Here is a 25931-nt window from a genome sequence, read left to right as displayed (position 1 = left end):
TAAGCGGGTCGACAGCGCAGCTTCACGCCTATGCTCCTCGGGTGACGGGGCAGGGCCGGCCGGGACCGGGCCGGGAGCAGGGGAACGGGGAGGTGGGGGGCGTGCCGAGTCTGCGCAGCAGGGCGCTGTCGGTCGCGCTGATCGCGACGGGGCGGCGAAGACGGTTCGCGAGCGCCGAGGCGGTGCGCGCCAGGGTGGCGCAGGCCGCCAGGCGGCCGGCGTCGCACCTGCCGCCGCGTTCGCTGGGCCGGATCGCCGAGGTCTCGCGGGCCTTCGTCGGGGCCTGGCCGGTGTACGACATCTCGCCGCGCGGGACGGAAGCGGTGGCGCAGGTGCTGTACGTGCACGGTGGCGCCTACATCGACGGACTGGTGCGGCCGCACTGGTCGATGATCCGTACGCTCGTCGCCCGGGCCCGTGCCCGCGTCGTCGTACCGGCCTACATCCTGGCCCCCCGCGGGACGGCAGACCGGAACGTGCCGGTCGCCGCCGACCTGCTGAGCGGGCTCATCGAGAGCGGTGGCGCGGGCGGGACGGTACTGATCGGGGACGGCGCGGGGGCCGGTCTGGCACTGGCCGCGGCGCAGCGCCTGCGGGACCGAACGGGGGCGCAGCCGTCCCGGATCGTGCTGATCTCGCCCTGGCTGGACGTGTCGATGAGCCATCCGGCGCAGCCGGACATCGAGCGGGCGGACCCGCTGCTGGCCCGGCCCGGGCTGGCCGAGGCCGGGCGGCTGTACGCGGGCACCCTCGCCGCCGACGACCCCCGGGTGAGCCCGCTGCTGGGGTCCTTCGAGGGGCTGGCGCCGCTGACGGCGTTCACGGGCACCAGGGACGTGCTGACCACCGACAGCCGGGAGCTGCTGCGGCGGGCGCGGGCGGAGGGCGTGGACGTGGACTTCCACGAGGCGGTGGGGCTGCCGCACGGCTACCCGTTGCTGCCCGTCCCGGAGGGCCGGGCGGCGCGGGAGCGGATCGTGGACCTGGTCAGGGCCGCCGCAGAGCTGTGAGGGACGACGGGGCGCCACCGCCCCGGCCCGCGAGCCGTGCGCCGGCCCCGGCCGGCGCCCCGGCACCGGCCTCACGCTCAGGCCAGGCAGGTCATCAGCGAGCTGACCGGCCGGGCCCGGTAGGCCGCCCAGAAGGCTTCGTCGCGCTCCGCGTCGGGCGGCGGGGTGCGTACGGGCTGCCAGCCGGCGGTGGTGAACCCGGCCTCGACCGCCGCTTCGCAGAAATCGGCGTGCGCCCAGGCACGGAACTCGAAGTGCGCGTCGGGACGGGAGACGAACTGGGCCCGCACGAGCGGGGCCTCCGGGTGCGGCTCGCGCCGCAGGACCCGTACGCCGTAGGGGGACCAGTCCGGGCAGGGGAACGCCCCCGGGTTCGGCACGATGGCCAGCAGCCGGCCCCCGGGCCGCAGATTGGCCCGTACGGACCGGAACAGGGCGTGCAGGGTCTCGCGGTCGGGGGCCTGGTTGAACAGGTAGACGGCGGTTGCCAGGTCGAAGGGGCCCAGCTGCGGCATCCCGGCGGCGTCCGCGACGACGTACTCGATCCGGGCGTCGTGGTGGGTCTCGCGCGCGCGGCGGATGCGGTCGGGGCAGCTGTCCACGCCGACGGTGCGCCGGGCCCCGCCGCTCGCCAGCAGCCTCGCGGTGCCGCCGTTCCCGCAGGGGAGGTCGAGGGCGTCCAGTCCCCGGACCCCGCCGAGCGCGTCCAGGGCGGTGCGCAGGGTGAGGGCGTCGGCCTCCGAGAAGGCGGGCGGGGGCGTCGACGTGTCGTACTGCTGTTGCATGCCGCAATGCCTCCCCGGCGGCGGCCCGGCGGACAGCCGCCCGGCCCGCACCGTCCCCCGCACGGGGGAGGCGTTCGGGTCAGTCGGTGCGGCGTACGGGCTCCGCGCGCGGTGCGGGCCCGATCCGCCGGGCGCATCCTGGCTGTGTGACCGCGAGACCCGACAGCGGCAGCCCGGCCACCGACGCCTTGGCCCGGGTGCTCGCACGGGCAGCCATGGCCGTGGAGGAGGCCGTCGGCGGCTACGCGGGCGGGGTCTACCTGCGCTCGCGCACGGACGGGCTGCTGCGGCTGGCAGCGCTGGACGGACTCCCGGGCAGGCTGTTCCGGCCCTGGTGGCGGATGCACGTGAACCGGCCGTACCCCGTCGCGGAGGCGTACCGCTCGGGGCAGGCGGTGCACCTGCCCGACGCCGAGTCGGCGATGCGGCGCTTCCCCCAGCTGACGGCCGGGCTGCCCTTCACGTTCGGGTCGCTGTACGAGCCCGTCACCGCCGGGGACGAACGGTTCGGGGTGCTGATGGTGCTGCGCCCGGCCACCCCGGGCGCCGCGGTGGAGTCCGGGGACCGGGAAAGGATGCGCGGCGTCGCGGCGCGGCTGGCGGCCGAGCTGACGGCGCTCAGGGCGAGCGGCGACCCGGTGGTGTGGGACGGCGACCCGGTCCGCCCGGAGCCGGTGGTCCCCCGGGGCGGCGCGGAGACGGCCGTGGACCGCCTCGCGCAGGCCGTGCTGTCGCTGGACCGGCAGGGCAGGATCCGCTACGCGAACGCCGCCGCGGCGGCGCTGCCGGGCACGCGGGGGCGGCCCCTGCTCGGCGAGGTGCTGTGGGAGGCGCTGCCCTGGCTGAGCCATCCGGCGTACGAGGACCACTTCCGGGCCGTCTTCATGGCGCCCGAACCGGTGTACTTCGTGGCGCGGGAGGGTGACCCCCCGTCGGGGACGTGGCTGTCGGTCGGCCTGCACCCGGGGCCGGACGGGGTGACCGTGACGCTGGGCTCCGCCGGGTCGGACCCGTACTCCTCGGGGCCGCGGGGGGCCGGCTCCCCCGCGGACCGTTCCTCGGCGCTGTACCGGCCGGTGGCGCTGGCGATCGCGCTGACCGAGGCGGTGACCGCCCGCCAGGTGTCGGCGGTGGTCACCGAGGAGTTGCTGCCCGCCTTCGGCGGTCGCCAGCTGGCGATCTACCTGCTGGACGAACGCCATCTGCACCTGGCGTGGGAGACCGGGTTCCCCCGCGGGTTCCTGGACCGCTTCGACGGAGTGGGCCTGGACGTGCGGCTGCCCGGCGTGGAGACCCTGACGTCGGGCCGTCCGCTGTTCTTCGAGTCGATGGAGCACCTGGCCGCCGCCTACCCGGGCATTCCCCTCGACACCCATGTGGGCGCCCGCGCGTTCCTGCCGCTGATCGCCTCGGGCCGCCCGGTGGGCTCCTGCATCCTCGGCTTCGACACACCGCGCGGCTTCGGCGCGGAGGAGCGTACGGTGCTCACCGCGCTGGCGGGGCTGATCGCGCAGGCCCTGGAGCGGGCCCGGCGCTACGACAGCGAGGCGGCGCTGGCCCGCGGCCTCCAGTCGGCACTGCTGCCGCACCGGCTGCCGGTGCACGAGCACGTGGTCACCGTGGGCCGGTACCTCCCCGGGACGGTCGGCATGGACGTCGGCGGCGACTGGTACGACGTCACGGAGACCGGCCCGGACACCCTGGCCCTGGTCATCGGCGACGTCCAGGGCCACGGGGTGGCCGCCGCGGCCACGATGGGGCAGCTGCGCAGCGCGGTGCGGGCCTTCGCGCTGGGCGGCAACGCACCGGAGCAGGTGGTGCGCGGCACCAACCGACTGTTGATCGACTTGGACCCGGGCCAGATCGCGAGCTGCTGCTACGTCGAACTCGACCGCGCCACGGGACGGGCCCGGGCCGTCCGCGCCGGCCACCCCCAGCCGCTGCTGCGCCATCCCGGCGGCCGGACGGAGGTGCTGAACCTTCGGGGCGGGGTGGTGCTCGGTGTCGACGCGGCCGCCTCGTACCCCGTGACGGAGTTCGTGCTGGAGCCGGGGGCGCTGCTCGCCTTGTACACGGACGGACTGGTGGAGGTGCCGGGCACCGACATCGACGCCGGGGTGGAGCGGCTGCGGGTGGCGCTGGCGGCCGCCCGACCCGTCCCGCTGACCGAGACGGCCGACCGGCTGGCGAGCGGGGCCGGCACCACCGGTGACCGGCCCGACGACATCGCCCTGCTGCTGGCGTGGCGCACCGGACCGGCCGACTGACGGCCCGCGGTGGTCACGAACGGGCGCCCGCTCGGCAAAGCGGAGGAAAATTCACGCTGATCTAGGTGCGGTTCCCGTACCCCCGCGGGGGCAGTATTTACGCCGCCTTGACGCCGAAAAGGGGTTACCGGCGGTCCGCGGACAAGGGAATCCGCACATGAACAGCTCTTGACCTGCGGATCTCGCGGAGATTGCATGACGGCCCGGGAGCCACTGAAACACCCTGCTCACCACCGCCCCGGAGGCGATACCGCTCCCGCGCTCACTCCCCCGCATCTGCCGATCGGAACACCGCACCGATGACTGACACGATCAGCGCCCCGCAGGCCCTCGCGCCGGCGACCGCGCCCGTCCCCCAGAAGCTCAAGCGTTCCATCGGCGTGGTCGGCGGAACGTTGCTCACGCTCTCGTGCGTGACGCCCGCCTCGACGCTCTTCGTGGTCGTACCCGACCTGTTCGCCGGCCTCGGCACCTGGACCGCCCTCACCATCGCCATCGGCTCGCTGCTCTGTATCGGCGTGGCGTTCTGCTACTCGGAGCTGGGGACGCTCATCCCCAGCGCCGGCGGTGAGTACGCGATGGTATCGACCATGGCCGGCAGGCTGGCAGGCTGGCTGGTGTTCGTACTGTCGCTGCTCGTCGTGATGATCGTGCCGCCCGTGATCGCCATGGGCACGGCCGACTACCTGGCCCCGGTCGTGCACATCCCCGCCCCGGTCGCCGGTGGCGCCGTGATGCTGCTCGCCACCCTCGCCGGCCTGCTGGACCTGCGGGCCAACGCCTGGATCACCGGCATCTTCCTGGTCCTGGAAGTCGTGGCGGCCGCGCTGGTGGCGGTGCTCGGCTTCGCCCACAGCGAGCGGGGCGCCGACGCTCTGGTGCACGGTTCGGTCGCCGCCGAGGGCGGCGGCACGTCGACCGTGACGGCGATGATGGTCGTCTCCGGCCTCGCGATCGCCCTGTTCGTCACCCAGGGGTTCTCGACGGCCGTCTACCTCTCGGAGGAGCTGGAGAAGCCCCGCCGCAACGTCCCGCGGACGGTCCTCGCGACGCTCGCCATCTCCACCGCCGTGATCCTGGTCCCGGTCATCGCGATCACCATGGGCGCCCCGGACCTCGACGCGCTGAGCGCCGGTGACCTCGGCGCGATGGTCACCGCCTGGTCGAACTCGGCCGTCGGCACCTTCGTGAGCCTGTGCGTCGCCCTCGCCATCGTCAACGCGGGCATCGTCATGGTCATCCAGAACTCCCGCGTGCTGTTCGCCTCCGCCCGCGACAAGGCCTGGCCGGAGCCGGTCAACAACGCCCTGGCGAAGCTCGGCCGCTTCGGCTCGCCCTGGGTGGCCACCCTGCTGGTCGGCATCCCGGGCGCCCTGATGTGCTTCGTCAACCTGGACACCCTGTACGGCGTCACCGGCGTCTCGGTGACCGGCATGTACCTGCTGGTCGCCGTGGCCGCCCTGTTCTGCCGGCGGGGGGCGCACCGTGAGAAGGCCGCCTGGCGGATGCCGATGTGGCCGGCCGTGCCGGTGGTACTGATCGCGGTGTTCGCGTACATCCTGACCCAGCAGGAGACCCAGTACCTGCTGTGGACGGGCGGGATCACCGCCGTGGCCACCCTGTACTGGGCCCTGTACCTGCGGCCGCGCCAGGACAGCCGCTGGCTGGTCAGCATCCCGCAGGACGGGGAAGAGGACGCGGAAGAGGCCGTGGCGGGGGCCGTGGCGTAAGGCCCGCCGGGGCCCGCAGCGGGTCAGTCCCGCGGCGGGCCCCAGCCGAGCAGGAGCGCGGTGCTGACCAGTCCGATGTGGCTGAACGCCTGCGGGAAATTGCCCAGCTGGCGGCCTGCGACGGGGTCGTACTCCTCGGCGAGCAGGCCGACGTCGTTGCAGACGCCCAACAGCCGCTCGAACAGCTCGCGCGCCTCCTTGCTCCGGCCGGTCAAGTGCAGGGCATCGGCCAGCCAGAAGGAGCAGGCCAGGAAGACCCCTTCGTCGCCGGGCAGTCCGTCGACGGAGGGGCCCTCGGTGCTGTAGCGGCGGACGAAGCCACTGGCCCCGAGTTCCTCCCGCACCGCGTCGACGGTGCCGATCACCCGCGGGTCGTCGGGCGGCAGGAAGCCGACCCTGGGGATGAGCAGGGTCGCGGCGTCCAGCTCGCGCGAACCGTAGTACTGGGTGAAGGTGTTGCGCTCCGGGTCGTAGGCGTTCGCGCAGACGTCGGCGTGGACCTCGTCCCTTATGGCCCGCCAGCGCTCCACGTCGCCCGGCATCGAGGGGTCGTGCTCCAGCGTCCTGACGGCGCGGTCCGCGGCGACCCAGGCCATCACCTTGGAGTGGGTGAAGTGGCGGCGCGGGCCGCGGACTTCCCAGAGCCCCTCGTCGGGGCGCCGCCAGTTGTCCTCCAGGAAGTCCAGCAGCGCGAGCTGGATCTTCCAGGCGTGCCGTTCCGTGGGGAGCCCGCTGGCCCGTGCCAGGTAGAAGGCGTCCATGACCTCCCCGTACACGTCCAGCTGGAGCTGGTCCACGGCTGCGTTGCCGACGCGCACCGGGGAGGAGCCCGCGTAGCCGCGGAGCCAGGGCAGGTCTGTTTCGGGGAGCCTGCGTTCGCCCGCGATCCCGTACATGATCTGGAGGTCGGCGGGGTTCCCGGCGACCGCGCGCAGCAGCCAGGCCCGCCAGTCGCGGGCCTCGTCGTGGTAGCCGGTGGCCAGCAGGGAGCCCAGGGTGAGGGTGGCGTCGCGGAGCCAGCAGTAGCGGTAGTCCCAGTTGCGCACGCCGCCGAGTTCCTCGGGGAGGGAGGTCGTGGCGGCGGCGACGATGCCTCCGGTCGGGGCGTACGTCAGGGCCTTGAGGGTGATCAGGGAGCGGACGACCGCCTCCCGGTAGGGGCCCACGTAGGCGCAGCGTGAGGCCCACTCCCGCCAGTCGGCGAGGCTCTGTTCGAGCGCCTCGTCCGGGTCGAGCGGCTCCGGCCGCGGCTCGTGCGAGGGGTGCCAGGTCAGAACGAAGGCGACCTTCTCGCCGGCTGCGACGGTGAACTCGGAGCGGGTGCTCTTGTCCTCGCCCCAGGTGCGTACGGGCGGCCGGCTGCGGAACCAGGCCGAATCGGGTCCGGCGATGGCGACGCGGTCGCCGTCGCGCCGCCGGACCCAGGGCACGATGTCGCCGTAGTCGAACCGCAGGCGCAGGGTGCTGCGTACGGTGACCTCGCCGGAGATCCCTTCGACGATCCGCATGACGTCGGGCATGACGTCGCGCTGCGGCATGAAGTCGGTGACCTTGACCGTGCCGTGCTCGGTTTCCCAGACGGACTCCAGGATCAGCGAGTCGTCGACGTATGCGCGGCGCGTGCACCCTTCGCCGTCCGCGGCGGACGCCGGGGCGATGCGCCAGTGACCGTTCTCCTCGTCCCCCAGGAGGGCGGCGAAGCAGGCGGCCGAGTCGAAGCGGGGCAGGCACAGCCAGTCGATGGACCCGTCTCGGCCGACGAGTGCGCTGGTCATCAGGTCGCCGATGAGTGCGTAGTCTTCGATGGGTTGTGTCATTTGTGCGCTCTTCCCCCGAACGCCGCAGGTCAATCAGGTCCGCGCCGCGCCCGGTCCGGGGGCCCGGAGGGCGCGGACCCCGGGGTCAGTTCCGTACGAGGAGCAGCGCCGCCCCCATGACCACGCCGAGGGCGAGGGCGAGCGCCCTGTGGGCGGGGCGGGGCGTGCGCAACGCCGGTACGGGCAGCAGGCGGTCGGCGGCGTACCGGCCGGGGCCGGCGAGGGCGAGGGCGGCGGCGCCGGCGGTCAGGAGCAGTTCGTATTCGATGCCTTCGGGGGCGAAGAACGCACCGGCGCCGTGGACGGCGATCGCGTTGATCATGGTGCCCACGACGGCGGCGCCGGCGAGCGGGGTGAGCAGCCCGGCAGCGAGGCCGAGACCGCCGAGGGTCTCGGTGAGACCGGCGAGGGCGGCCATGGAGTCGCCCGCCGGGTAGCCGCTCGCGGTGAAGAACCGGCCCGTGCCGCTGATGCCGCCGCCCCCGAACCAGCCGAACAGCTTCTGGGTGCCGTGGGCGGCCATGGTGAGGCCGAGGACGACGCGCAGGAGCAGCAGCCCGGCGTCGTGGGCACTGGTGGCGGTCGTGGGGGCGGGTGCGGCCGGTGCGGCGGCCGGAGCCTTCGTCGCGGCGGCGGAGGCGCTGGTCATGGGGGGTCCTTCCGGTCGGGGCCGGTCCGGAGGGGCAGATCACAGGGTTGTTCAAATTCGAACCGGCTTCCATGACCTTAATCATTGATTCAAATTGGAACAACATGTGTAGGCTGGTGTCATGGCTGGGACGAGATGGCTGGACGACCGCGAGATGCGCGCCTGGAGCGGCTTCCTCGCCGCCTCCGCCTTGGTGAACCGCCGCCTCGACCAGCAGCTCAAGGAAGACGCCGGACTGTCGCACCCCCAGTACGAGGTACTCGTCCGGCTCGCCGCCGCGCCCGGTCGTGAACTGCGGATGACCGAGCTGGCCAACGGACTGATCAACTCCAAGAGCGGGCTGACCTACCAGATCACCCAGATGGAGAAGGCGGGCCTGGTCCGCCGCCGCAGCTGCCCCTCCGATGTGCGCGGGGTGTTCGCCGTCCTCACCGAGGCGGGCCTCGCCCGGCTGGAGGAGGCGGCGCCCGGGCACGTGGCCACCGTCCGCGAGATCCTCGTGGACGTCCTGACCCCCGAACAGCTCGACGCGCTGGCGGCCGGCCTCGGTGAGGTCGGCCGCCGGCTCAGGGAACAGGGCGCCTGAGGCGCCGCCGCCGGGGGGTCCCCTCCCCCGCTGCCGCCGCTACTTGGGCATCAGGACCGTGTCGATGATGTAGACCTTGGCGTTGGCCGTCGTGACGTTGCCGCACACCACGTTGGCGCTGTCGCCGACCCTGTAGGAGCTGCCCGATCCGGCCGTTGTGACAGTGCCCTTCTCCAGGGTCTCGAACGAACCGGACTCCAGCTGCTGCGGCGTCAGCGTCCGGCCGACGACGTGGTGCGTGAGGATCTTCGTCAAGGTGGCCTTGTCGGCGAGGACCTTGTCCAAGTCGGCCTTCGGGATCTTCGCGAAGGCGTCGTTGGTCGGCGCGAACACCGTGATGTCCTTCGCGTTGTTGAGCGTGTCCACCAGTCCGGCCTTCTTGACGGCGGTGACCAGCGTGGACAGGGCCGGGTTGTTCGAGGCGGCAGTGGCCACCGGGTCCTTCGCCATCCCGTCGAAACTGCCGGCGCCCTGCTCGGGCACCGTGGCACACGCCGGACCGAACGGAGCGTCCACCGCCGTGGCTGCCGAGGGGGCACCCGCCGGATCGGCCGGACCGGAGGCGGCGCTGCCGGAGCCCGCCTCCTGGCCGGAGTCGGAGGAGCAGGCGACGAGGGCGAAGGGCAGGACGGCCGCAGCGGCGAGGGCGAGGGCCGTACGGCGCGAACGAAGGCTGTACATGGAGGTGGTTCTCCTTGATCGGGAGTGGTTGGTCGGGGGGTGGACTGTGGTCAGCCGACGCTGACGACGACCGAGTGCCGGCCGCTCGCCCCGTCGGGGATCGTGGGCTTGCGTTCCTCGGTCTGGGTGGTCCCGGACCGGTCGGTGGCGCGGACGGTGAGGGTGTGGCCGCCGGTGACGGCCTGCCAGCGGTAGGACCACTGCCGCCAGGTGTCGGCGGTGTGCTCGGCCGCGAGGTCGGCCGGCTCCCAGGGGCCGTCGTCGACGCGTACCTCGACCCGGTCGATGCCCCGGTGCTGCGCCCAGGCGACTCCGGCGACCATGACGACGCCGGGCGCGGGGCGGGCGAAGGGCCTGGGGGTGTCGATGCGGGCCTGCGTCTTGACGGACGCCTCGCGGGCCCAGTTCCGCCGCACCCAGTAGGGGTCGTAGGAGGCGAAGGTGGTGAGCTCGATGTCCTCGATCCACTTGCAGGCCGATACGTATCCGTACAGGCCCGGCACGAGCATCCGTACCGGGAACCCGTGGGCCAGGGGCAGGGGTTCGCCGTTCATGCCGACGGCGAGCATCGCGTCACGGCCGTCCATGACGGCTTCCACCGGGGTGCCCAGGGTCATGCCGTCCACCGAGCGCGCCACGAGCTGGTCGGCCGGTCCCCCTTTCGACGGCGGCCGTACGCCCGCCTCGGCCAGCAGGTCGGCCAGGCGTACCCCGAGCCAGCGGGCGGTGCCCACGTACGGGCCACCGACCTCGTTGGACACGCAGGTCAAAGTGAGGTCGCGCTCGATGAGCGGCCGGCCGAGCAGGTCGGCGTAGCTGTAGGTGCGGGGGCGGCCGACGCCCTTGCCGTGGACGCGCAGCCGCCAGGTGCCGGCGGGGACGGCGGGGACCACCAGGGCGGTGTCGACGCGGTAGAAGTCCGCTCCGGGCGTGGTGAACGGGCTGATGCCGGGGATGCGCAGGGACGCCCCGCGGGGCACGGCCGGGGCGGGCGAGGCCGGTGCGGGCAGCCGTACGGCGGCCCGGGAGGCGGCCGCGTCCCGGACCCTCGAGGCACCCAGCCGCCGGCCGAAGACTCCGGCGGCCGTCGAGGCGACGGCGGTGGAGCCGGCCGCCAGGAGGAACCGCCGACGGCTCTGCGCTGCGCCGAAGACCGCGCCGGGGGCCGCGGCCGCCCGGCCGGTCAGCACGTACAGCAGCGCCGCCGCGGCCAGGGCGCCCACCAGGGACGGCAGGGCGTCGGCGGGGCCGGTGGAGTCGGGCCGGGTGACGGCGGCCGTCCCGCCGACGAGACCGAGGAGCAGGACCCCGGCGCAGCCGCAGCGGCGGTGGCGCAGGGCGAGCAGGCCGAGTACGACGCCCGTCAGCGCGAGGACCGCGAGGATGCCGAGCTGGAGGACCAGCTTGTCGTCACTGCCGAAGTGCCGGATCGCCCAGTCCTTGAGCGCGGACGGGGTACGGTCGACGGCCGCGCCGCCGACCGCGGTCACCGGCCCCGCCTCGGGGCGCACGGCGGCCGCGACCAGTTCGGCGACGGCCAGGGCGGCGTAGCCGGACAGCAGGCCGCTCAGCGCCGCCGGGGCGGTACGGGCGAAGGTGGCTCGGTCGATCCTCACGCCGGGTCTTCGGAGCCACCGGGCCACCGGATTGCCCCTTCACCGCATGAAGTGGCTCGTCTTGCGAAGCGGCTCGTCTTCGAAACCCGGACGCGGCGCGGGCGGGCGGCCTGCGGGCGCCCCGTGCGCCGAGGTGGGAGGCTGGAAGTGACTGCCGCCGGACCGCCGCGTGGGGTGTCGTCCCCCCGCCCCGGGCCGCCAACCGTCAGCATGGGCAGACACGCGCACCACTCCAGCCGCACCGGGAGATTCTCGTGAAGATGCTGATCAACAGTGCCGAGACCGTCGTCGCCGACGCGCTGCGCGGACTGGCCGCAGCGCACCCCGAATTGGACGTCGACGTCGAGCGAAGGGTCGTCGTACGACGGGACGCGGAGGACGGCGGACGGGTCGGGCTGGTATCCGGGGGCGGTTCCGGGCACGAGCCGCTGCACGCCGGGTTCGTGGGCCCGGGCATGCTGTCGGCGGCGTGTCCCGGGGAGGTGTTCACCTCGCCGGTGCCCGACCAGATGGTCCGGGCGGCCGCGGCAGTCGACGCCGGCCAGGGCGTGCTGTTCATCGTCAAGAACTACACCGGCGACGTGCTGAACTTCGAGATGGCCGCCGACCTCGCGGGCGAGGACGGCGTACGGATCGAACAGGTGCTGGTCAACGACGACGTCGCCGTCACCGACAGCCTCTACACGGCCGGGCGGCGCGGCACCGGGGCCACCCTGTTCGTGGAGAAGATCGCCGGAGCGGCCGCCGAGGAGGGCGCGCCGCTGGAGCAGGTCGCGGCGCTCGCCCGCAGGGTCAACGAGTCCTCGCGCAGCTTCGGCGTCGCCCTGAGCGCCGTCACCACTCCGGCCAAGGGGAGCCCCACCTTCGACCTCCCCGTCGGCGAGCTCGAACTGGGCATCGGGATCCACGGCGAGCCCGGCCGGGAGCGGCGCGCGATGATGCCGGCACGGGAGATCGCGGACGTGGCGGTGGGCGCCGTACTGGACGACCTGGAGCAGGTGGCTCCCGCCGACGGGCCGGTGATCGCGCTGGTCAACGGGATGGGCGCGACGCCGCTGCTGGAGCTGTACGGCTTCCACGCGGAGGTGGCCCGGGTACTGTCCGAGCGCGGGGTGCCGGTCGCCCGGACCCTCGTCGGCAACTACGTCACCTCCCTGGACATGGCGGGCTGTTCGGTGTCCCTGTGCCGGGCCGACGAGGAACTGCTGCGCCTGTGGGACGCGCCGGTGCAGACCGCAGCCCTGCGGTGGGGGCGGTGAGCGGCCGTCAGGGCCCCCGGCCCGGCCCGTCGTCGCAGCCCTGTCGGCAAAGCCCCGTACCCGCGCCGGTGGACCGTATCGTGGCGGTGGAAGGCCGGTCGGACGGACGTGAGGCGAGGAGATCCGGTGCGTGACACAGACTTCTTCCGGCGCTGGATGGACACCGCCACGGCGGCCGTCGAACGCGAGGCGGACCGGCTGACCGAGCTCGACTCCCCGATCGGGGACGCCGACCACGGGAGCAACCTGCTGCGCGGCTTCATGGCCGTACGGGCGGCCCTCGCCTCCGGCGAACCGGCCGCGGCGTCTCCGGGCGAGGTGCTCCAGCTCGCCGGCCGGACCCTGATCTCCACGGTGGGCGGGGCGTCCGGACCGCTGTACGGGACGCTGCTGCGCCGCACGGGCAAGGAGCTCGGCGACTCCACCGAGGTCTCCGACGACGCGCTGCGCGAGGCGCTGTACGCCGGGGTGGGCGCGGTGGCGCAGCTCGGCGGGGCGGCGCCGGGCGACAAGACGATGCTGGACGCGCTGGTGCCGGGGGTGGCCGCACTCGCCACCTCCTACCGGGCGGCCGCCGACGCGGCGGAGGAGGGCGCGCGGGCGACGGTGCCGCTCCAGGCCCGCAAGGGCCGGGCCAGTTACCTGGGCGAGCGCAGCATCGGGCACCAGGACCCGGGCGCGACCTCGTCGGCCCTGCTGCTGGACGCCCTCGCCGAGGTCGCGGAGGGCGGGGCGTGAGCGCGTCGCGGGCCTGCGTCGGCATCGTGCTGGTCTCACACAGCGCGAGGGTCGCGCAGGCGGTGGCCGAGCTGGCCCGCGGCCTGGCCGGGGGCGCGCCTTCGGTCCTCGTCGGCGTCGCGGGCGGCACGGGGGACGGCGGGCTCGGGACCAGCGCGGAGCTGATCGTGCGCGCCGCACGGGAGGTGGACGCGGGCGCGGGCGTGGCGATCCTGGCGGACCTGGGCAGTTCCGTGCTCACCGTCAAGTCCCTGCTGGTGGACGGGGAGCTGCCGGACGGCAGCCGGCTGCTCGACGCGCCGTTCCTGGAGGGTGCGGTGGCCGCCGTGGTGGCCGCCTCCGCATGTGCCCCGCTGGACGCGGTGGAAGCCGCGGCCGGCGAGGCGCACAAATACCGCAAGGGCTGACCGGCCGGCCGGGCCCGTCGGACGGGGGCGGCCGGCCGGGCCGGGCCGCCGCCACCGGTCCGCTACCGTCCGCGCAGGATTTCGATCTCGCGGCGTTCGCGCTTCGTGGGCCGGCCCGCGCCGCGGTCGCGGATGCCGACCACGGCCGCCTCGACCGGGGTCGGCGGCGGCGGGCTCTTGTCGATGTAGCACTCGGCGGCCACCGGCGCGCCGACCCGCTTGGCCACCGGCTTCTGCACCACCACGATCCGCTCGCGGCCCGCGTGGAAGAGCCGGACCTCGTCGCCCGCGCGCACGGCCTGGGCCGGCTTGGCACGATCGCCGTTGACCTTCACATGGCCCGCGCGGCAGGCCGTCGCCGCGGTCGAACGGGTCTTGGTCAGCCGCACCGACCAGATCCACGCGTCGACCCGGACCGTTCCCGATACCTCATCAGCCATGTCCCGACCTTATCGAGGCGGGCGGCCGGAAGGCGAAGCACTTTCGGCGGATGACACAACAGCCGCCGCATCTGCCATGTACAACCGCCCGAGGGAATTGCAAATGCGCCGAAGATGCCCCTACCTTGTCGCTCATGCAGTCCTACACCATCGGACAGGCCGCGCGTCTGCTGGGCGTCAGCCCGGACACGGCGCGCCGCTGGGCCGACGCCGGCCGGGTCGCGACCCATCGCGACGAGGGCGGGCGCCGGCTGATCGAGGGCCGGGCGCTGGCCGCCTTCTCCATCGAGGTGGGCCAAGGCGCCCACGGCGAGGACGAGGAGCCGTACACCTCGGCGCGCAACGCCTTCCCCGGCATCGTCACGGCCGTCAAGGTCGGCGACGTGGCCGCGCAGGTCGAGATCCAGGCCGGACCCCACCGCCTGGTGTCCCTGCTCACCCGTGAGGCCGTCGAGGAGCTCGGTCTGGAGGTCGGCATGCGGGCCACCGCCCGCGTGAAGTCCACCAGTGTGCACGTCGACCGCGCCTGACCGCGGTTCCCGCACCCCCGCTCGGCACCACCGACCGTCCCCACCCGCTCCGCCCGTCCCCGGCGCGGGTCACCACCGCGCGGCCCCGGCATCCGAGCCGGCCGCCGACCCGACCGAGGAGCACCCGCCCATGTCCCCGACCCCGACCCGCCGCCGCGCCGCTGCCGCCGCCGCCCTGACCGCAGCGCTCCTCGTGCCGGCCCTGTCCGCGTGTGGCGCCGACGACGAGAAGTCCGGCGCGGCGGGCCCGCCGAGCGCCTCCTCATCCGCTTCCGCCCAGGTCAAGCCGGCGAACCTGACCGTCCTCGCCGCCTCCTCCCTCACCGACGTCTTCAAGACGGCGGGCGCCGCCTACGAGAAGTCCCACCCGGGTACGAAGGTGACCTTCTCCTTCGCCGGTTCGCAGGAACTCGCCGCCCAGGTCAAGCAGGGCGCGCCGGCCGACGCGCTGGTGACCGCCGACACCAGGACGATGGACGGCCTCAAGGCCGAGACGGGCGGGGCGACGGTCATCGCGAAGAACCGCCTCGTGATCGCGGCCGGCAAGGGCAACCCGTTCAAGATCGACGAGCTCAAGGACCTCGCGGACAGCAAGATCAAGGTCGTGCTCGCCGCGCCCGAGGTGCCGGTCGGCCGCTACAGCAAGCAGATCCTCGACGCGCAGAAGATCGAGGTGAAGCCGGTCTCCCAGGAGCCCAACGTGCGCGCCGTGCTGAGCAAGGTCGAGCTCGGCGAGGCCGACGCCGGTCTCGTCTACAAGACGGACTCCGCCAAGTCGGGCGACAAGGTCGTCAACGTGGAGATCCCGGACGACCAGAACGCGGTCGCCTCCTACCCGGCCGCCACGATCAAGCAGTCCAAGAACGGTGGGGCCGCGGCCGCCTTCGTGGCGTGGCTGAGCACGCCCGAGGCACAGAAGATCCTCCAGGACGCCGGCTTCCAGCAGCCGTAACGGCTCCCGCGGCCCGAACGCGGGCAGGGGCTGCCTGACCGGGGGGACAGGCAGCCCCTTTTCCTTCTTGCAGTGCTCGAACGGCCGTCTTCCCACCCGGAACGCACGCAGCCGAGAAAACCAGCCAGGAACCGCCTCATGAGCAGACCCCGTACCCGCGTCCGGCCGCCCGTGGCCCTGGCGTTGCCCGCGCTCCTCGCCGTGGCGTTCCTGCTGCTGCCGCTCCTGGGCATCCTGAGCCGCACCCGGTGGAGCGAGCTGGGTACCCATCTGGGCAGCCCGGCGGTGGAGCAGGCGCTCAAGCTGTCGCTGCTCGTCTCCTCGTGGGCACTGGGCCTCTCCCTCCTGCTCGGGGTGCCGCTCGCCTGGCTGCTGGCCCGCGTCGACTTCAAGGGCAAGGCGTTCGTACGGTCCCTCGTCCTGCTTCCCATGGTGCTGCCGCCCACCGTCGGCGGTGTGGCGCTGCTGCTGGGATTCGGCCGTCGCGGGCTGCTGGGGCCGTGGCTGGAAGACACCTTCGGCATCACGCTGCCGTTCCACACCTCGGGCGCCGTCGTCGCCGCCACCTTCGTCGCGATGCCGTTCCTCGTCATCAGCCTGGAGGGCGCACTCGGCGGCCTCAAGCGCAGTTACGAGGAGACCGCGGCCTCCCTCGGCGCCCCGCCGGTACGGGTGTTCTTCACCGTGACCCTCCCCATGGTGGCGCCCGGCCTGGCCGCGGGTGCGGCGCTCACCTGGGCCCGGGCGCTCGGCGAGTTCGGCGCCACCATCACCTTCGCCGGAAACCTGCCCGGCACCACCCAGACGTTGCCGCTCCAGGTGTACCTGCTGCTCCAGGACAGCCCTGATGCAGCCACCTCCGTGTCCCTGCTGCTGCTCGCGATCGCGATGGGCGTGCTGATCGCACTGCGCGGCCGCTGGACCGGTGCCCCCCTCAGCCGCGACTTGGCCCGGGCGGCCGCGCCCGTGGCCGGGGAGGCCCCCGAGCCCCTCGCCCCCGCCGAGCCGCCCGCCCCGCACCAGGGCGGCGGCCACTGGCCGCTGCACGCCGAGGTCACCGGCTTCAACCGGCTCACCCTGGACGCCGGCCCCGGCACCACGATCGCCGTCGTCGGCGAGAACGGCGCCGGCAAGACCACCCTGCTCCGGGCCCTGCTCGGGCTGACCCCGCGCGCCCACGCCACCCTGCGGCTGGGCGACACCGACGTCACCGCGCTGCCCCCGCACCGGCGGCAGGTGGCCTGGGTGCCGCAGGACGGTGCGCTGTTCCCGCACCTGAGCGCGCTCGCCAACACCGCGTACGGGCTGCGCGCCCGCCGGGTGCCGCGCGCCGAAGCGCGCGCCGAGGCGCAGGAGTGGCTGGACCGGCTGGGCGTCGGTCACCTGGCCCGGCGCAGACCCGCGCAGCTGTCCGGCGGGCAGGCGCAGCGCGTGGCCCTGGCCCGGGCGCTCGCGGCGCGGCCTAGGCTGCTGCTGCTCGACGAGCCCCTCGCCGCCCTCGACCAGACGACGCGGGCGCGGGTCCGGCACACCCTGCGCACCCACCTGGCGGGCTTCGGCGGGGTCTGCCTGATCGTCACGCACGACCCCGTCGAGGCGGTGTCCCTGGCCGACCGGGTCCTCGTGCTCGCCGACGGGCAGACCCTCCAGGACGCCCCGCCCGCCGAGGTCACCCGCCATCCGCGTTCCCCGTGGGTGGCGCGGATGCTGGGCCGCAACGCCTGGCCGGGCACCGCCACCCCGAAGGGGCTCGAACTCGCCGGGGGCGGCCTCCTGGTGGTGCCCGAGGCGCTGCCGGAGGGCTCCCAGGCGCTGGCGATCATCGCCCCGGAGGCGGTGTCCGTGTACCGGGAGCGGCCCGGCGGCAGCCCGCGCAACGTGTGGCCCGGCACCGTACGGGAAGTCACCGCGGTGGGGAGCCGGCTGCGGGTGCTGATCGGCTCCGCCGGGGCTCCGGACCTCGTCGCGGAGATCACCCCGGAGGCGGCGGCCGAGCTCGGCGTGGTCGACGGCGCCGAGGTGTGGACCAGCGTCAAGGCCACCGAGGTGACGCTCGTACGGCTCTGATCCGGCGTCAGGCGCCGGGCCGTACCGAGAGCCAGTCCCCGGCGGCGAAGGCGTCGACGCCGATCAGGGTCCGTTCCCCGCGGGCCGCAGCGACCGACAGGACGCCCTCGGAGCGGCCGGCCGCGAAGCGGGGTGCGTCGAGGGTCAGCAACACGGCCCGTTTCCCTGTCGTGCGGCGGAACTCCGCGAGCAGGTCCTCCAGCAGGGCGGCCTCCTTGCGGTCCACGCTCTGCGGGGCGTGGCGTTCCACGACGGCCACCGCGCCCGTGTCCGGCTCCCGGGCGGCGGCCGCCAGGGCCTCGCGCACCGCCCGCATCCGGTGCAGCCCGGCGCCCCCCTCCAGCGTGCGGCGGCCGCTGTCGAGCGGCACGAACCGTACTCCGCGGTGCACGGACCCGGGGCGGCCCCCGCGGAGCACGAAGTCGACGCCCGGCGGCGGCGCCTGCCCGGCCGGGACCACTGCGAACCGCCAGGGCCGCGCCGCCACCTGGGCGGTGGTACCCACCACCGGGTCCGCGGCCGCGGGCACGGCGGGGGCCGGGCCGGTCGGCGGGGTGGCGGCGGTCAGCGTGTCCAGCAGCAGCCGGCCGGGCCGGGCCCCGGGCGCCGCCGAGAGGCGGGTCAAGGTCAGCGGCGGCCGTGCCCGGGCCGGCAGCGGCAGGGTGATCCGGCGCCTGCCGGACCAGGTCACGGCGGGCCCGCGCAGAGGAACGGCGGCCCCGTCGGCGTCGGCCAGGTGCACCGTGGGGCGGGCCCCGGATCCGTCGCCCGTCACCCACAGGGACACCGAACGGGCGAGCTCCGGCACGGGGAGCGGGCCCGGCGGGGCGGCGGACGCCACGGCGCGGGCGGGTGCGAGGGCCAGCGCCCCGGGGGCGGCCTGCGCACCCGGGCCGGTCCAGCGGGCGGCGTCTGCCGGGGCGGCGAGCGGCAGCTCCTCCAGGCCGACGCCGAGGGCGAGTTCGGCGGTGGCCCCGGTCGCCCGGACGGTGACGCCGAGGCGCCCGGTGGCGTGCGGAACCCGGGCGGTCACGGTGAAGGCGCCCCGGCCGTCGTCGCTCACGCTCCAGCGGGAGCGGTCGAACCGCAGCGCCACGTCCCGGGGTTCGACGGGTGCGGCCGCACCCTGCGCGTCGTAGCCGGTCAGCGCGAACCCGGCGTGCTCGGCGGGCCCGGCGAGTCCGATCCGGTCGCTGGTGGGCCGGAGCCGGGTCAGCGGGCCGAGGACGTCCAGGCGCAGCGCGCCGGTGGCCGCTCCGCGCCGGGCCGTGACGGTGGCGGGCCCCGGCCGCAGCGCGTGGAATACCCCGTCCGGGCCGACGCTGCCGCCGCCCCGGGCAGACCACTGCGGGGCGCCGGGGGCCGGGCCGAGCGCGAGGTCGTGGCCGGTGGCGGTGAAGGTGCGGGTCAGCCCCGGGAAGGCACGGGCCGAACCGGCGACGGGCTCGACGCGGTACCCGGTGAGGTGGCCGGAGCCGGCCGGGGCGGTGAGGACGAGGCCGTTGGGGACCGGGCGGAGCACGCCGTCCGACGGGGAGTTCTCCACGGTCAGGGCGGTGGCCCCGCTCCGTCCGGCGAGCAGGGTCGAGGAGCCGCCGCCGTCCAGGTTGAGGGCCTCGGACGCCCCGAGCCGGCGCATCATCCGGCCGAGCCCGGTCAGAGACAGGCCGCCGCTGTCGCGCTGGCGGCCGTCAACGGTGACCAGGCGCAGCCGCCGGCCGCCGTCCGAGAGGCCCACCGCGGTGCGCGGGGCGGCGGCGTCGTTGGGTTCGCCGTCGTGGTTCTGCGGGGTCCCGGCCAGCACCAGCGGCTCCCGGCCGCCGATCGCCGTCACCGGGACAGGGCCCGGGACCGGGGCTGGGGCGGTGACTGCGGCTGCGGCCGGGCCGCCGGACGCGGGCAGCGGGAGGGCCGTCACGGCAACCGGGTCGCCGGGGCGCAGGCGGCCCAGTTCGGCCGCCGCGGGACCGGAGGCGACGAGCAGGGCTGTTCCGGAGGCGGGCCGCCCGATCGGCTGCCGGGCGGGGCCGGTCACCCGGCCGTCGCGGAGTTCCACGGCCCGGGTCGCGGCGGCGGGCATGACCGTGCCGGGCCAGTCGTCGGTGTAGAGGGCGAAGCCGTCGGCGGGCGGCCGGGCGGCGTTGTAGCCGGCCAGGGGGCGTACGGCGCCGCCCGGCAGGGTGACGGTCCCGCGGAAGCCGAGGCGCAGGAGCCGGCCGCTGCCTTCGGGGCCGAAGCCGATGGCCAGGCCGCCGCCCGGGCCGGGTGAGGCGGAGTGCAGGAACCGCCCGGCGCGCAGCCCCGGGCCGAGGGGGGCCTTGGTGCCCCGGATGTCGAAGAAGTCCCCGTTGACGGCGCCGACGACCCGCCGCCCGGGCCCGGCCTGATGCCGGACGGCGGCTTCGGCGAGGGTGCCCAGGCGGGTCGGGTCCCGGCCGGGGCCGCCGAGGTACTCGGCCCGTACGCCGTCGGCTCCGCCGAGGTCGGCCACGAGTTCGTCGATCCGCAGCCACCGGTCGGCCTGGAGGCGGTCGTAGGACTCCAGGCGGACGCCGGGTGCGATGAGCCGGGAGGTGCGGGCTGTCTCGATGCCCTCGTCGTCGTCGGCGGCGGCGGCACGGGTCGGACCCGCCGCGACGAGGGCGGCGCAGAGCAGGGCGGCGAGCGGGGCGAGGCGCAGCGGGCGGGGGTGCGACGGGTGCGACACCCGGGCAGCATCGAACGCCGGACCGCCGGCCGAGCGCCCGTTCGCCGTGCCGCGCCCGCGGATTCAGCCATTCGCCGGATTCAGCCACGCGCCCCCCTCGGACGCCGCGGGCCGCCGCACGCTCCTGGGGATCGAGCCCTGCGCCCCGACCACCAGGCCGATGTGCGCGCCCGGGAGATCGGTCACCCGCGCCCACGGGGGGGCATCGACGGCCCGCGCGCGGACCGGCCGCGAACAGGGTCGGGCGGGCCGCAGAGCGCGGCGTGCCCCCGCGTCGACGGCCCAGGGCGCCGGCATGCCACGTCCCCGGCCGAAGGCGCGGAGCCCCCCGCCGCCCCGGCCGCGCCCTCAGCCCGTCGGCGGCTCCGTGGCGAACTCCGCCCACACGCACTTCCCGCCGCCCCTGGGTTCCACTCCCCAGGCGTCGGCCAGCCCCTCCACCAGCAGCAGCCCCCGTCCCGACATCGCCCACTCCCCCGCCTCCCGGCGGTGCGGCAGGGCGCTGCTGGTGTCCTCCACCTCGACCCTGATCCGGCCGTCCACGGTCCGGCGCATGTTGACGTGGCCGCCGCCGTCGGTGTGGACCAGGGCGTTGGTCATCAGCTCGTCGGCGACCAGCACGACCTCGTCCGACCTGGCGCGCGCCCCCCAGGCTTCCGAGGCCGCACGGATCAGGTGCCGGGCGTGCGCCGGGGCCGCCGGGTCGCCCGGGTCGAGCCGGTGGCGCAGCGGGCCGCCGCCGCGCGGGGCGGGCGTACCGCGGCGGCGCAGCAGGAGCAGCGCCATGTCGTCGCCGCCGCCCGCGTCACCGATGAGGTCGCACAGCACGTCGGCGAGTTCCTCGACGTCGGCCGGGCCGTCACGCACCGCCTCCATCAGTTCGCGCATGCCCGTCTCGGAGTCCCCTCCTGGGCGTTCGGTCAGGCCGTCCGTGCACAGTACGAGGGTGTCGCCCGGATGCAGGTCGAGGGCGGTGACGGGATACCCGGTGCCGGTCCCGGGCGCGGTGTGCGGGCTGTCGGCCGGGCGCAGCCCGAGCGGGAGGCCGCCCGCCACCTGGACGCGGTGGGCGCTGCCGTCGCCGCGCCGCAGCACCGGATCGAGGTGGCCGGCGCGGACCATGCGCAGCGTCCCGGTGTTCAGGTCGACTTCGGCGTAGGTGCAGGTGGCGAAGCGTTCCGTCTCCAGTTCGCGCAGGAAGGCCGAGGCCCGCGCCATCGCGGTGCCGGGCGTGTGGCCCTCGGCGACGTAGGCGCGCAGCGCGATGCGCAGCTGGCCCATGACGGCAGCCGCGTCCGTGTCGTGCCCTTCCACGTCCCCGATCATCACCCCCACCCGGCCGTCGCCGAGCGGGATGACGTCGTACCAGTCGCCGCCGATGTCCCGGCCGATCCTGGCCGCCCGGTACCGTACGGCGATCCGTACGCCGGCGACGTCCGGGATCCGGCGCGGGAGCATGGCCCGTTGGAGGCCCTCGGCGAGGTCGTGTTCCTGCTCGAAGAGGATGGCCCGCTGGAGGCTCTGCGCGATGCCGCTGCCGAGCGCCATGAGCACGTTGCGTTCCTCGGCGGTGAAGTCGCCGGGACGGGTGTAGAGCAGTCCGAGTGCGCCGATGGCCCTGCCCTGGGCGATGAGGGGGAGGTAGACACCGCTGCGCACCTCGAGCGGCTCGATGTAGGGCCACAGCAGCGGGTAGCGCTCCCGGAAGTCGTCCCGCGAGGCGATGAACACGGGGCGAAGGCTCCGGACGGCTTCGCTCATCGGGAACTGCGCGTCGATCCGGGTGTATTCGATCTCCGGGACGTACGAACCCAGCCTGCCTTCCGCCACCAGGTGGATCCGGCCGCCGTCCACGACCCCGAGCATCACGCTGACCGCCCCGAGGTGGCCGAGCGCCTCGGGGTCCTTGAGGACGTCGGTGACGTCGTTGACGGTGCGGGCGTGCGCGAGGATCGCCGTGGTCCGCTCGACCACCCCGGTCATCCGGCGCCGTCCTTCGTCGTGCGATCCGTCGCCCCCGGGCTCGCCGGGGTCGTGTGCGGCGTCGCGTAGGATCCCGATGATCCGGTACGGGCGGCCGTGCGGATCGCGCAGGATGTGCCCCTGGATGTGGGTCCAGCCGGCGCTGCCGTCACGCCGTCTGCTGCGGAAGTAGGCCCCGTAGTGGCTGCGTCCCTCCTTGAGGGCCTGCGCGACGCGCGCGTCGATCCGCGCCTCCTCGCCCGACACCAGGCGGGCGCGCAGTCCGTCGGGGGTGCCGCTGAACTCGTCGGAGCGCAGGTCGAGGACCTTGAGGGCGGTGGGGTCCAGGTGCATCTGCCCGCTGTCGAGGTCCCAGTCGAAGGTGCCCATGCGGTTGAGCGCCAGGCTGGTGTCCGGCCGCGCCGGCCAGTCGAATTCGGGGGCCGTCTCTCCCCGCTGGTCCATGCTGCCAGCCTCTCACGTGTTACCGGCCGTCGCCGGGTACGGGCGGGCTGGAGGAGGCATCGGGGGAGGAACCGGGCGGTGAGCCGGGGGAGGAACCGGGGGAGGAACCGGGCAGGGCCGGTTCGGACGGTGGGCCCGAGTAGGTGCCCGGGGCCGGGGACACGGGAGGCGGGGCGGGCGGCGACTCGGGGGGTGGGGCCGGGGAGGCCGGGGACTCGGGGGTTGAGGGCGGGGAGGCCGGCGACTCGGGGGCTGAGGGCGGGGAGGCCGGCGACTGCGCCGGTTGTGACGTGGGCGGGGACTGCGGCGGCGAGACGGGCAGCGGCTGCGACGAGGGCGGCGGACTCTTCACCACGGGCGGCGGCACGGCCTTGTCGTGCTCGCCCTGGTGGTCGTTGCGGTCGCGCTCGACCCAGCGCCCGTCGTGACGGTCGTAGATCACGAACTTGTTCACGACGGTCACCGACGGCGCGATGACCACCACCCGGGAGGGCTGGAACGAGGGCCACGGCCGACCGGTCCGCTTCGGCTGGCCCCCCAGCGCGACGGGGGGCGTCAGCGGGTTCCCGCAGGCGCAGCGCACCCGCGGTACGCCCCTGTCGTCGACCAGCACGGCGGTCTCGGCCTGGAGCACGGCCTGGTAGGCGGTGGGCTTGCCGTCGCGGTAACCGTGGTTCGTCACCCGGGTGTCGACGCGCAACTGGAGGGGGGTCAGGGAGCGCAGGTAGTGCGCAACGGCGGCGGGCCGGAGGGAGAGGGCCGAGGCGAAGGCCTCGTTCGTCGACGGCTGGGCGGACAGCACCCTGATCTGCTTTTCCACGTCGCAGCTGGCCACGTCCTTGGTGCCGCCGTAGAGCCCGGGCGCCGCCCCGGTGACGCTGCGGGTGACCGTCGTCCCCGGCGCCGTCGCGCTCGGCGTGGAAGTGCCCGGCGTCCGGGCGGGCGGGCTCTGCGGGGGCTGCGTGCCCTGGTCCGCAGCGGTGGATTCGGTGAAGGGGTCGGGACCGGTCGCGGCGGCGGGCTGCAGGAAGATCTCGCCGCCCGCCTTGCCCGACGGCGTCCCGCCGGGCCGGGTGAGGACCACCACCAGTGCGGCGACGGCGGCAACCGCGACCACGGCGGCGGCCAGCCGGGGTACGGAACGCCAACAGTGCCCCTTCGGCGGCTGCCCGCCGGGCCCCGGCGGCGGTCCGGACGGAGGGGACGGCGGCGGTCCGGCCCCGCGGCTGCCGCCCGAGAGCGGGCCGGACGGGGGACCGGCCGGCCGGCCGCCGGGAGGTTCGGCAGGGGGCCGCCGTGAGGGTGGCCGCGGCGGTTCCTCGCCTGAGGGTTGCGTGGTCACGGGCTCCTCTTCCCCTGCGAAGGTGTTCCGGGGCCCGGCCCAGCCCCTCGGCGTCCCGCGGCTGCCGTACGGACACAACCGTCCACACCAGCGTTTTTCGCACTCCTGCGGACCATTGTGTGCGGCCTCCGGGTGGTGGCCGCAAGCCGGGGGTGCCACCGTGGCGGAGTGAGCAGTCCCTCGACGACGCCGGCCTCCGGAGCCGTGAAGGCCTGGCGTGACGGCTTCGTCGCCGTGGTGGCGGCGTTCGCCGTCATGTTCGCGGTCGCCTCGGCCGGAACGGCCTGTGCGGGCGCCGGCGACCTGCCGGGCGGCGCGTACCCCCGGGTGGTCGCCGCGGTGGTCGTGATGGCGGCCGGAGGTTCGGTCGGGGCCTCGGGCGGGGCCGGCCCCCTGGCCGGCGCCGACGTGAACCTCTCCGTGATGCCGCTGTCGGTCGCCCTGGCCGGTGCGCTGACCGCGGCCTGCGCCTTCCTGCGACCGCTGCGGGGCCGGGCGGTCGCCGGTCCACGGGAACTCCTGGGCCGAGCCGTGCCGTTGGTCGTACTGTGGCTGCTCGCCCTGATGGGGACCGGTCTCGCGGCCCGGCAGACCTTCGGCCTCCTCCCGGGCGATTCTCCGCTCGGGGACATCGGTGAACTGCTCGACTCCGCCCCGACGGTGGGCTTCGAGACCGATCTGCTCGTGACCTTCTTCTGCGGACTGCTGTGGATCGTGGGCCTGTTGGTGGTGACCCTGCTGGTGTCGCGGCGCGCCCCGCTGCCCGCCTCGGTGGTCCGCTTCCACACGGCGGTGCGCCCGGCCGCCTTCGCCACGTTGGTGCTGCTGCTCACGTACGTCGCGCTGGCGGTCATCACCGGCCTCGTGGTGGCGGTTACCCGAGGACACCCGGAACGCACCCTGGCGGTCATGCTCCTGGGGCTGCCGAACCTGGCGTGGCTCGCCCTGTCGCTGGGGCTGGGCGGAGCGTGGAAGGGCAGGGTGGACGGGCCGTTCGGGCTGCCGATGCCGCACCTGCTGGACGAGGTGCTGCGCGGCCCGGAACCCCACACGGTCGACGTCTCCTCGTTCGCGCATCAGGACCCGCGGGCGTGGTGGCTGGTGGTGGTGGCCGCCGTCCTGCTGCTGGGCGCGGGCGTGCTGGCCGCCGTGCGCTCGCCGGCCGGTGTCCGGCCCTGGCGGCACGCCCTGCACCTGGGGGTGGCGCTGGCCCTGGCGATGCTGACGGTATGTCTACTGACGGGCGTGCAGGCCGGGTTCGGTCTCTCCCTCCTGGGGATCGGCGATGTGGGCGGCCTCGGCGAAAAGGTCGACCTGACCCCGGTGCTGTGGCGCAACACCGGCCTGGCCCTGCTGTGGGGCGCGGTGGCCGGATACCTCGGCGCCCTCCTGGGCCGCCCGCTGCGCCACCGGGGGCCCGTGGAGAGCAAGGACCCGGCGAGGCTCTGACCGAGGGGGTTCCCCGCGGTGGGCAACCGATGATCCATACGGGTGAACCGGCGCGGATCGGTTCGGCGGTGAATCGATTCCGCGTGCCAACCTCACCTCCGTGAACACGTTTAAAGGCCTGTTCCGGCCGCTCCATGCCGGCGGCCTGCTTGCCGTCTCCGCAGTCGCCCTGACCCTCTCCACCGCGCTCCCCACCGGAGCGACACCCACCGGCGCCCGCTACCTCGCCGGTCCCGTCGGGGCGCGCGACGCGACGCCCAGGGAGGTCTCGGCGAGCACGGTCTACTGCCCCGACGGCATGCTCCTCCAGTCCGGCGGCTACTCCCTGGAGAACGGCAACACCGGCCCCGTCCTGGCCAGTCACCCCGTCGTCGGACCCGACGGCCGCAAGGGCTGGTACGCGTCCGCCTCGCACGCCGACGTCAGGGCGTACGTGCTGTGCCGCTCCGCCCTCGACTCCGGCTCCTGACCG

General features: G+C 74.8%; 21 protein-coding genes. 12 read left to right on the top strand and 9 right to left on the bottom strand.

Features of this window, described 5'->3' with window-relative positions; all coding sequences use genetic code 11:
* Window positions 1-101 precede the first annotated feature (101 nt).
* Window positions 102-1010 carry an alpha/beta hydrolase gene (locus OG861_RS27560; protein WP_329193034.1) on the top strand — a complete coding sequence of 303 codons (909 nt, stop codon included), beginning with the start codon at window positions 102-104 and terminating at the stop codon, window positions 1008-1010.
* Window positions 1011-1087: 77 nt separating this feature from the next.
* On the opposite strand, the gene OG861_RS27555 is transcribed toward OG861_RS27560, so the two are convergent.
* A complete protein-coding gene (locus OG861_RS27555) occupies window positions 1088-1795 on the bottom strand; it encodes a class I SAM-dependent methyltransferase (protein ID WP_329193035.1) in 708 nt (235 codons plus the stop codon).
* Window positions 1796-2010: 215 nt separating this feature from the next.
* On the opposite strand from OG861_RS27555, the gene OG861_RS27550 reads away from it, so the two are divergent.
* A complete protein-coding gene (locus OG861_RS27550; protein ID WP_329201985.1) occupies window positions 2011-4062 on the top strand; it encodes a SpoIIE family protein phosphatase in 2052 nt (683 codons plus the stop codon).
* Window positions 4063-4361: 299 nt separating this feature from the next.
* A complete protein-coding gene (locus tag OG861_RS27545) occupies window positions 4362-5792 on the top strand; it encodes an APC family permease (protein ID WP_329193036.1) in 1431 nt (476 codons plus the stop codon).
* A 23-nt stretch (window positions 5793-5815) separates the two neighbouring features.
* Here the strand turns inward: OG861_RS27545 and OG861_RS27540 are convergent, their stop codons facing one another.
* Both OG861_RS27540 and OG861_RS27535 read right to left on the bottom strand, forming a co-directional pair.
* Window positions 5816-7609: a glycoside hydrolase family 15 protein gene (locus OG861_RS27540; RefSeq protein WP_329193038.1), complete on the bottom strand. Its 1794-nt coding sequence runs from the start codon at window positions 7607-7609 to the stop codon at window positions 5816-5818.
* 85 nt (window positions 7610-7694) lie between these two features.
* On the bottom strand, window positions 7695-8258 hold the full coding sequence (locus tag OG861_RS27535) for a DoxX family protein (RefSeq protein WP_329193040.1): 564 nt from the start codon (window positions 8256-8258) through the stop codon (window positions 7695-7697).
* 121 nt (window positions 8259-8379) lie between these two features.
* Between OG861_RS27535 and OG861_RS27530 the strand changes: the two genes are divergently transcribed.
* Window positions 8380-8844, top strand: a complete 465-nt coding sequence (locus OG861_RS27530) for a MarR family winged helix-turn-helix transcriptional regulator (protein ID WP_329193042.1) — start codon at window positions 8380-8382, stop codon at window positions 8842-8844.
* 39 nt (window positions 8845-8883) lie between these two features.
* Here the strand turns inward: OG861_RS27530 and OG861_RS27525 are convergent, their stop codons facing one another.
* Both OG861_RS27525 and OG861_RS27520 read right to left on the bottom strand, forming a co-directional pair.
* Window positions 8884-9525: a fasciclin domain-containing protein gene (locus tag OG861_RS27525; RefSeq protein WP_329193044.1), complete on the bottom strand. Its 642-nt coding sequence runs from the start codon at window positions 9523-9525 to the stop codon at window positions 8884-8886.
* Window positions 9526-9575: 50 nt separating this feature from the next.
* Window positions 9576-11141, bottom strand: a complete 1566-nt coding sequence (locus OG861_RS27520) for a molybdopterin-dependent oxidoreductase (RefSeq protein WP_329193045.1) — start codon at window positions 11139-11141, stop codon at window positions 9576-9578.
* Between the two features lie 260 nt (window positions 11142-11401).
* On the opposite strand from OG861_RS27520, the gene dhaK reads away from it, so the two are divergent.
* The 3 genes from dhaK (at window position 11402) to OG861_RS27505 (ending at window position 13545) form a co-directional block, all read left to right on the top strand.
* On the top strand, window positions 11402-12400 hold the full coding sequence (gene dhaK, locus OG861_RS27515; protein ID WP_329193048.1) for a dihydroxyacetone kinase subunit DhaK: 999 nt from the start codon (window positions 11402-11404) through the stop codon (window positions 12398-12400).
* 126 nt (window positions 12401-12526) lie between these two features.
* Window positions 12527-13138 carry a dihydroxyacetone kinase subunit DhaL gene (dhaL, locus tag OG861_RS27510; protein WP_329193049.1) on the top strand — a complete coding sequence of 204 codons (612 nt, stop codon included), beginning with the start codon at window positions 12527-12529 and terminating at the stop codon, window positions 13136-13138.
* Window positions 13135-13545: a PTS-dependent dihydroxyacetone kinase phosphotransferase subunit DhaM gene (locus OG861_RS27505; RefSeq protein WP_329193051.1), complete on the top strand. Its 411-nt coding sequence runs from the start codon at window positions 13135-13137 to the stop codon at window positions 13543-13545. Before dhaL ends, OG861_RS27505 begins: the two co-directional genes overlap by 4 nt.
* Window positions 13546-13607: 62 nt before the next feature.
* Here OG861_RS27505 and OG861_RS27500 read toward each other — a convergent pair whose 3' ends face one another.
* Entirely contained in the window at window positions 13608-13985 is a 378-nt protein-coding gene (locus OG861_RS27500; protein ID WP_330261885.1) for an RNA-binding S4 domain-containing protein, read from the bottom strand.
* A gap of 134 nt (window positions 13986-14119) precedes the next feature.
* On the opposite strand from OG861_RS27500, the gene OG861_RS27495 reads away from it, so the two are divergent.
* The 3 genes from OG861_RS27495 to OG861_RS27485 all read left to right on the top strand — a co-directional run bounded on the left by OG861_RS27495 (window position 14120) and on the right by OG861_RS27485 (window position 17534).
* Window positions 14120-14515 (top strand): TOBE domain-containing protein, encoded by a 396-nt coding sequence (locus OG861_RS27495; RefSeq protein WP_329193054.1) that lies wholly within the window; start codon window positions 14120-14122, stop codon window positions 14513-14515.
* A 130-nt stretch (window positions 14516-14645) separates the two neighbouring features.
* Window positions 14646-15467: a molybdate ABC transporter substrate-binding protein gene (gene modA, locus OG861_RS27490; protein ID WP_329193055.1), complete on the top strand. Its 822-nt coding sequence runs from the start codon at window positions 14646-14648 to the stop codon at window positions 15465-15467.
* 138 nt (window positions 15468-15605) lie between these two features.
* Entirely contained in the window at window positions 15606-17534 is a 1929-nt protein-coding gene (locus OG861_RS27485) for an ABC transporter permease (protein ID WP_329193056.1), read from the top strand.
* A gap of 7 nt (window positions 17535-17541) precedes the next feature.
* Here the strand turns inward: OG861_RS27485 and OG861_RS27480 are convergent, their stop codons facing one another.
* The 3 genes from OG861_RS27480 to OG861_RS27470 form a co-directional block, all read right to left on the bottom strand.
* Window positions 17542-20241, bottom strand: coding sequence for a phosphodiester glycosidase family protein (locus tag OG861_RS27480; protein WP_329193058.1), 2700 nt, complete (start codon window positions 20239-20241; stop codon window positions 17542-17544).
* Window positions 20242-20589: 348 nt separating this feature from the next.
* Complete coding sequence (locus tag OG861_RS27475) at window positions 20590-22668, bottom strand: SpoIIE family protein phosphatase (protein ID WP_329193060.1); 2079 nt, start codon at window positions 22666-22668, stop codon at window positions 20590-20592.
* Window positions 22669-22687: 19 nt separating this feature from the next.
* Window positions 22688-24010, bottom strand: a complete 1323-nt coding sequence (locus OG861_RS27470) for a DUF6777 domain-containing protein (RefSeq protein WP_443056439.1) — start codon at window positions 24008-24010, stop codon at window positions 22688-22690.
* A gap of 168 nt (window positions 24011-24178) precedes the next feature.
* Between OG861_RS27470 and OG861_RS27465 the strand changes: the two genes are divergently transcribed.
* Window positions 24179-25459: a streptophobe family protein gene (locus OG861_RS27465; protein ID WP_329193064.1), complete on the top strand. Its 1281-nt coding sequence runs from the start codon at window positions 24179-24181 to the stop codon at window positions 25457-25459.
* A gap of 100 nt (window positions 25460-25559) precedes the next feature.
* The gene (locus OG861_RS27460) at window positions 25560-25928 is read left to right on the top strand and encodes a hypothetical protein (RefSeq protein WP_329193066.1); all 369 of its coding nucleotides are present in this window, start codon (window positions 25560-25562) and stop codon (window positions 25926-25928) included.
* The last annotated feature ends 3 nt before the right edge of the window (window positions 25929-25931 follow it).

The sequence above is a fragment of the Streptomyces sp. NBC_00539 genome (genome assembly GCF_036346105.1).
Classification (GTDB): Bacteria; Actinomycetota; Actinomycetes; order Streptomycetales; family Streptomycetaceae; genus Streptomyces.
The sequence above is the reverse complement of the archived record's forward strand: the minus strand, read 5'-3'. Positions and strand labels throughout refer to the sequence as shown.

Coding starts and splice junctions, on each gene's coding strand:
- OG861_RS27555 (WP_329193035.1), bottom strand. CDS start 1,795: ATGCAACAGCAGTACGACACGTCGACGCCCCCGCCCGCCTTCTCGGAG.
- OG861_RS27550 (WP_329201985.1), top strand. CDS start 2,011: ATGGCCGTGGAGGAGGCCGTCGGCGGCTACGCGGGCGGGGTCTACCTG.
- OG861_RS27545 (WP_329193036.1), top strand. CDS start 4,362: ATGACTGACACGATCAGCGCCCCGCAGGCCCTCGCGCCGGCGACCGCG.
- OG861_RS27540 (WP_329193038.1), bottom strand. CDS start 7,609: ATGACACAACCCATCGAAGACTACGCACTCATCGGCGACCTGATGACC.
- OG861_RS27535 (WP_329193040.1), bottom strand. CDS start 8,258: ATGACCAGCGCCTCCGCCGCCGCGACGAAGGCTCCGGCCGCCGCACCG.
- OG861_RS27530 (WP_329193042.1), top strand. CDS start 8,380: ATGGCTGGGACGAGATGGCTGGACGACCGCGAGATGCGCGCCTGGAGC.
- OG861_RS27525 (WP_329193044.1), bottom strand. CDS start 9,525: ATGTACAGCCTTCGTTCGCGCCGTACGGCCCTCGCCCTCGCCGCTGCG.
- dhaK (WP_329193048.1), top strand. CDS start 11,402: ATGCTGATCAACAGTGCCGAGACCGTCGTCGCCGACGCGCTGCGCGGA.
- OG861_RS27500 (WP_330261885.1), bottom strand. CDS start 13,985: ATGGCTGATGAGGTATCGGGAACGGTCCGGGTCGACGCGTGGATCTGG.
- OG861_RS27495 (WP_329193054.1), top strand. CDS start 14,120: ATGCAGTCCTACACCATCGGACAGGCCGCGCGTCTGCTGGGCGTCAGC.
- modA (WP_329193055.1), top strand. CDS start 14,646: ATGTCCCCGACCCCGACCCGCCGCCGCGCCGCTGCCGCCGCCGCCCTG.
- OG861_RS27485 (WP_329193056.1), top strand. CDS start 15,606: ATGAGCAGACCCCGTACCCGCGTCCGGCCGCCCGTGGCCCTGGCGTTG.
- OG861_RS27475 (WP_329193060.1), bottom strand. CDS start 22,668: ATGGACCAGCGGGGAGAGACGGCCCCCGAATTCGACTGGCCGGCGCGG.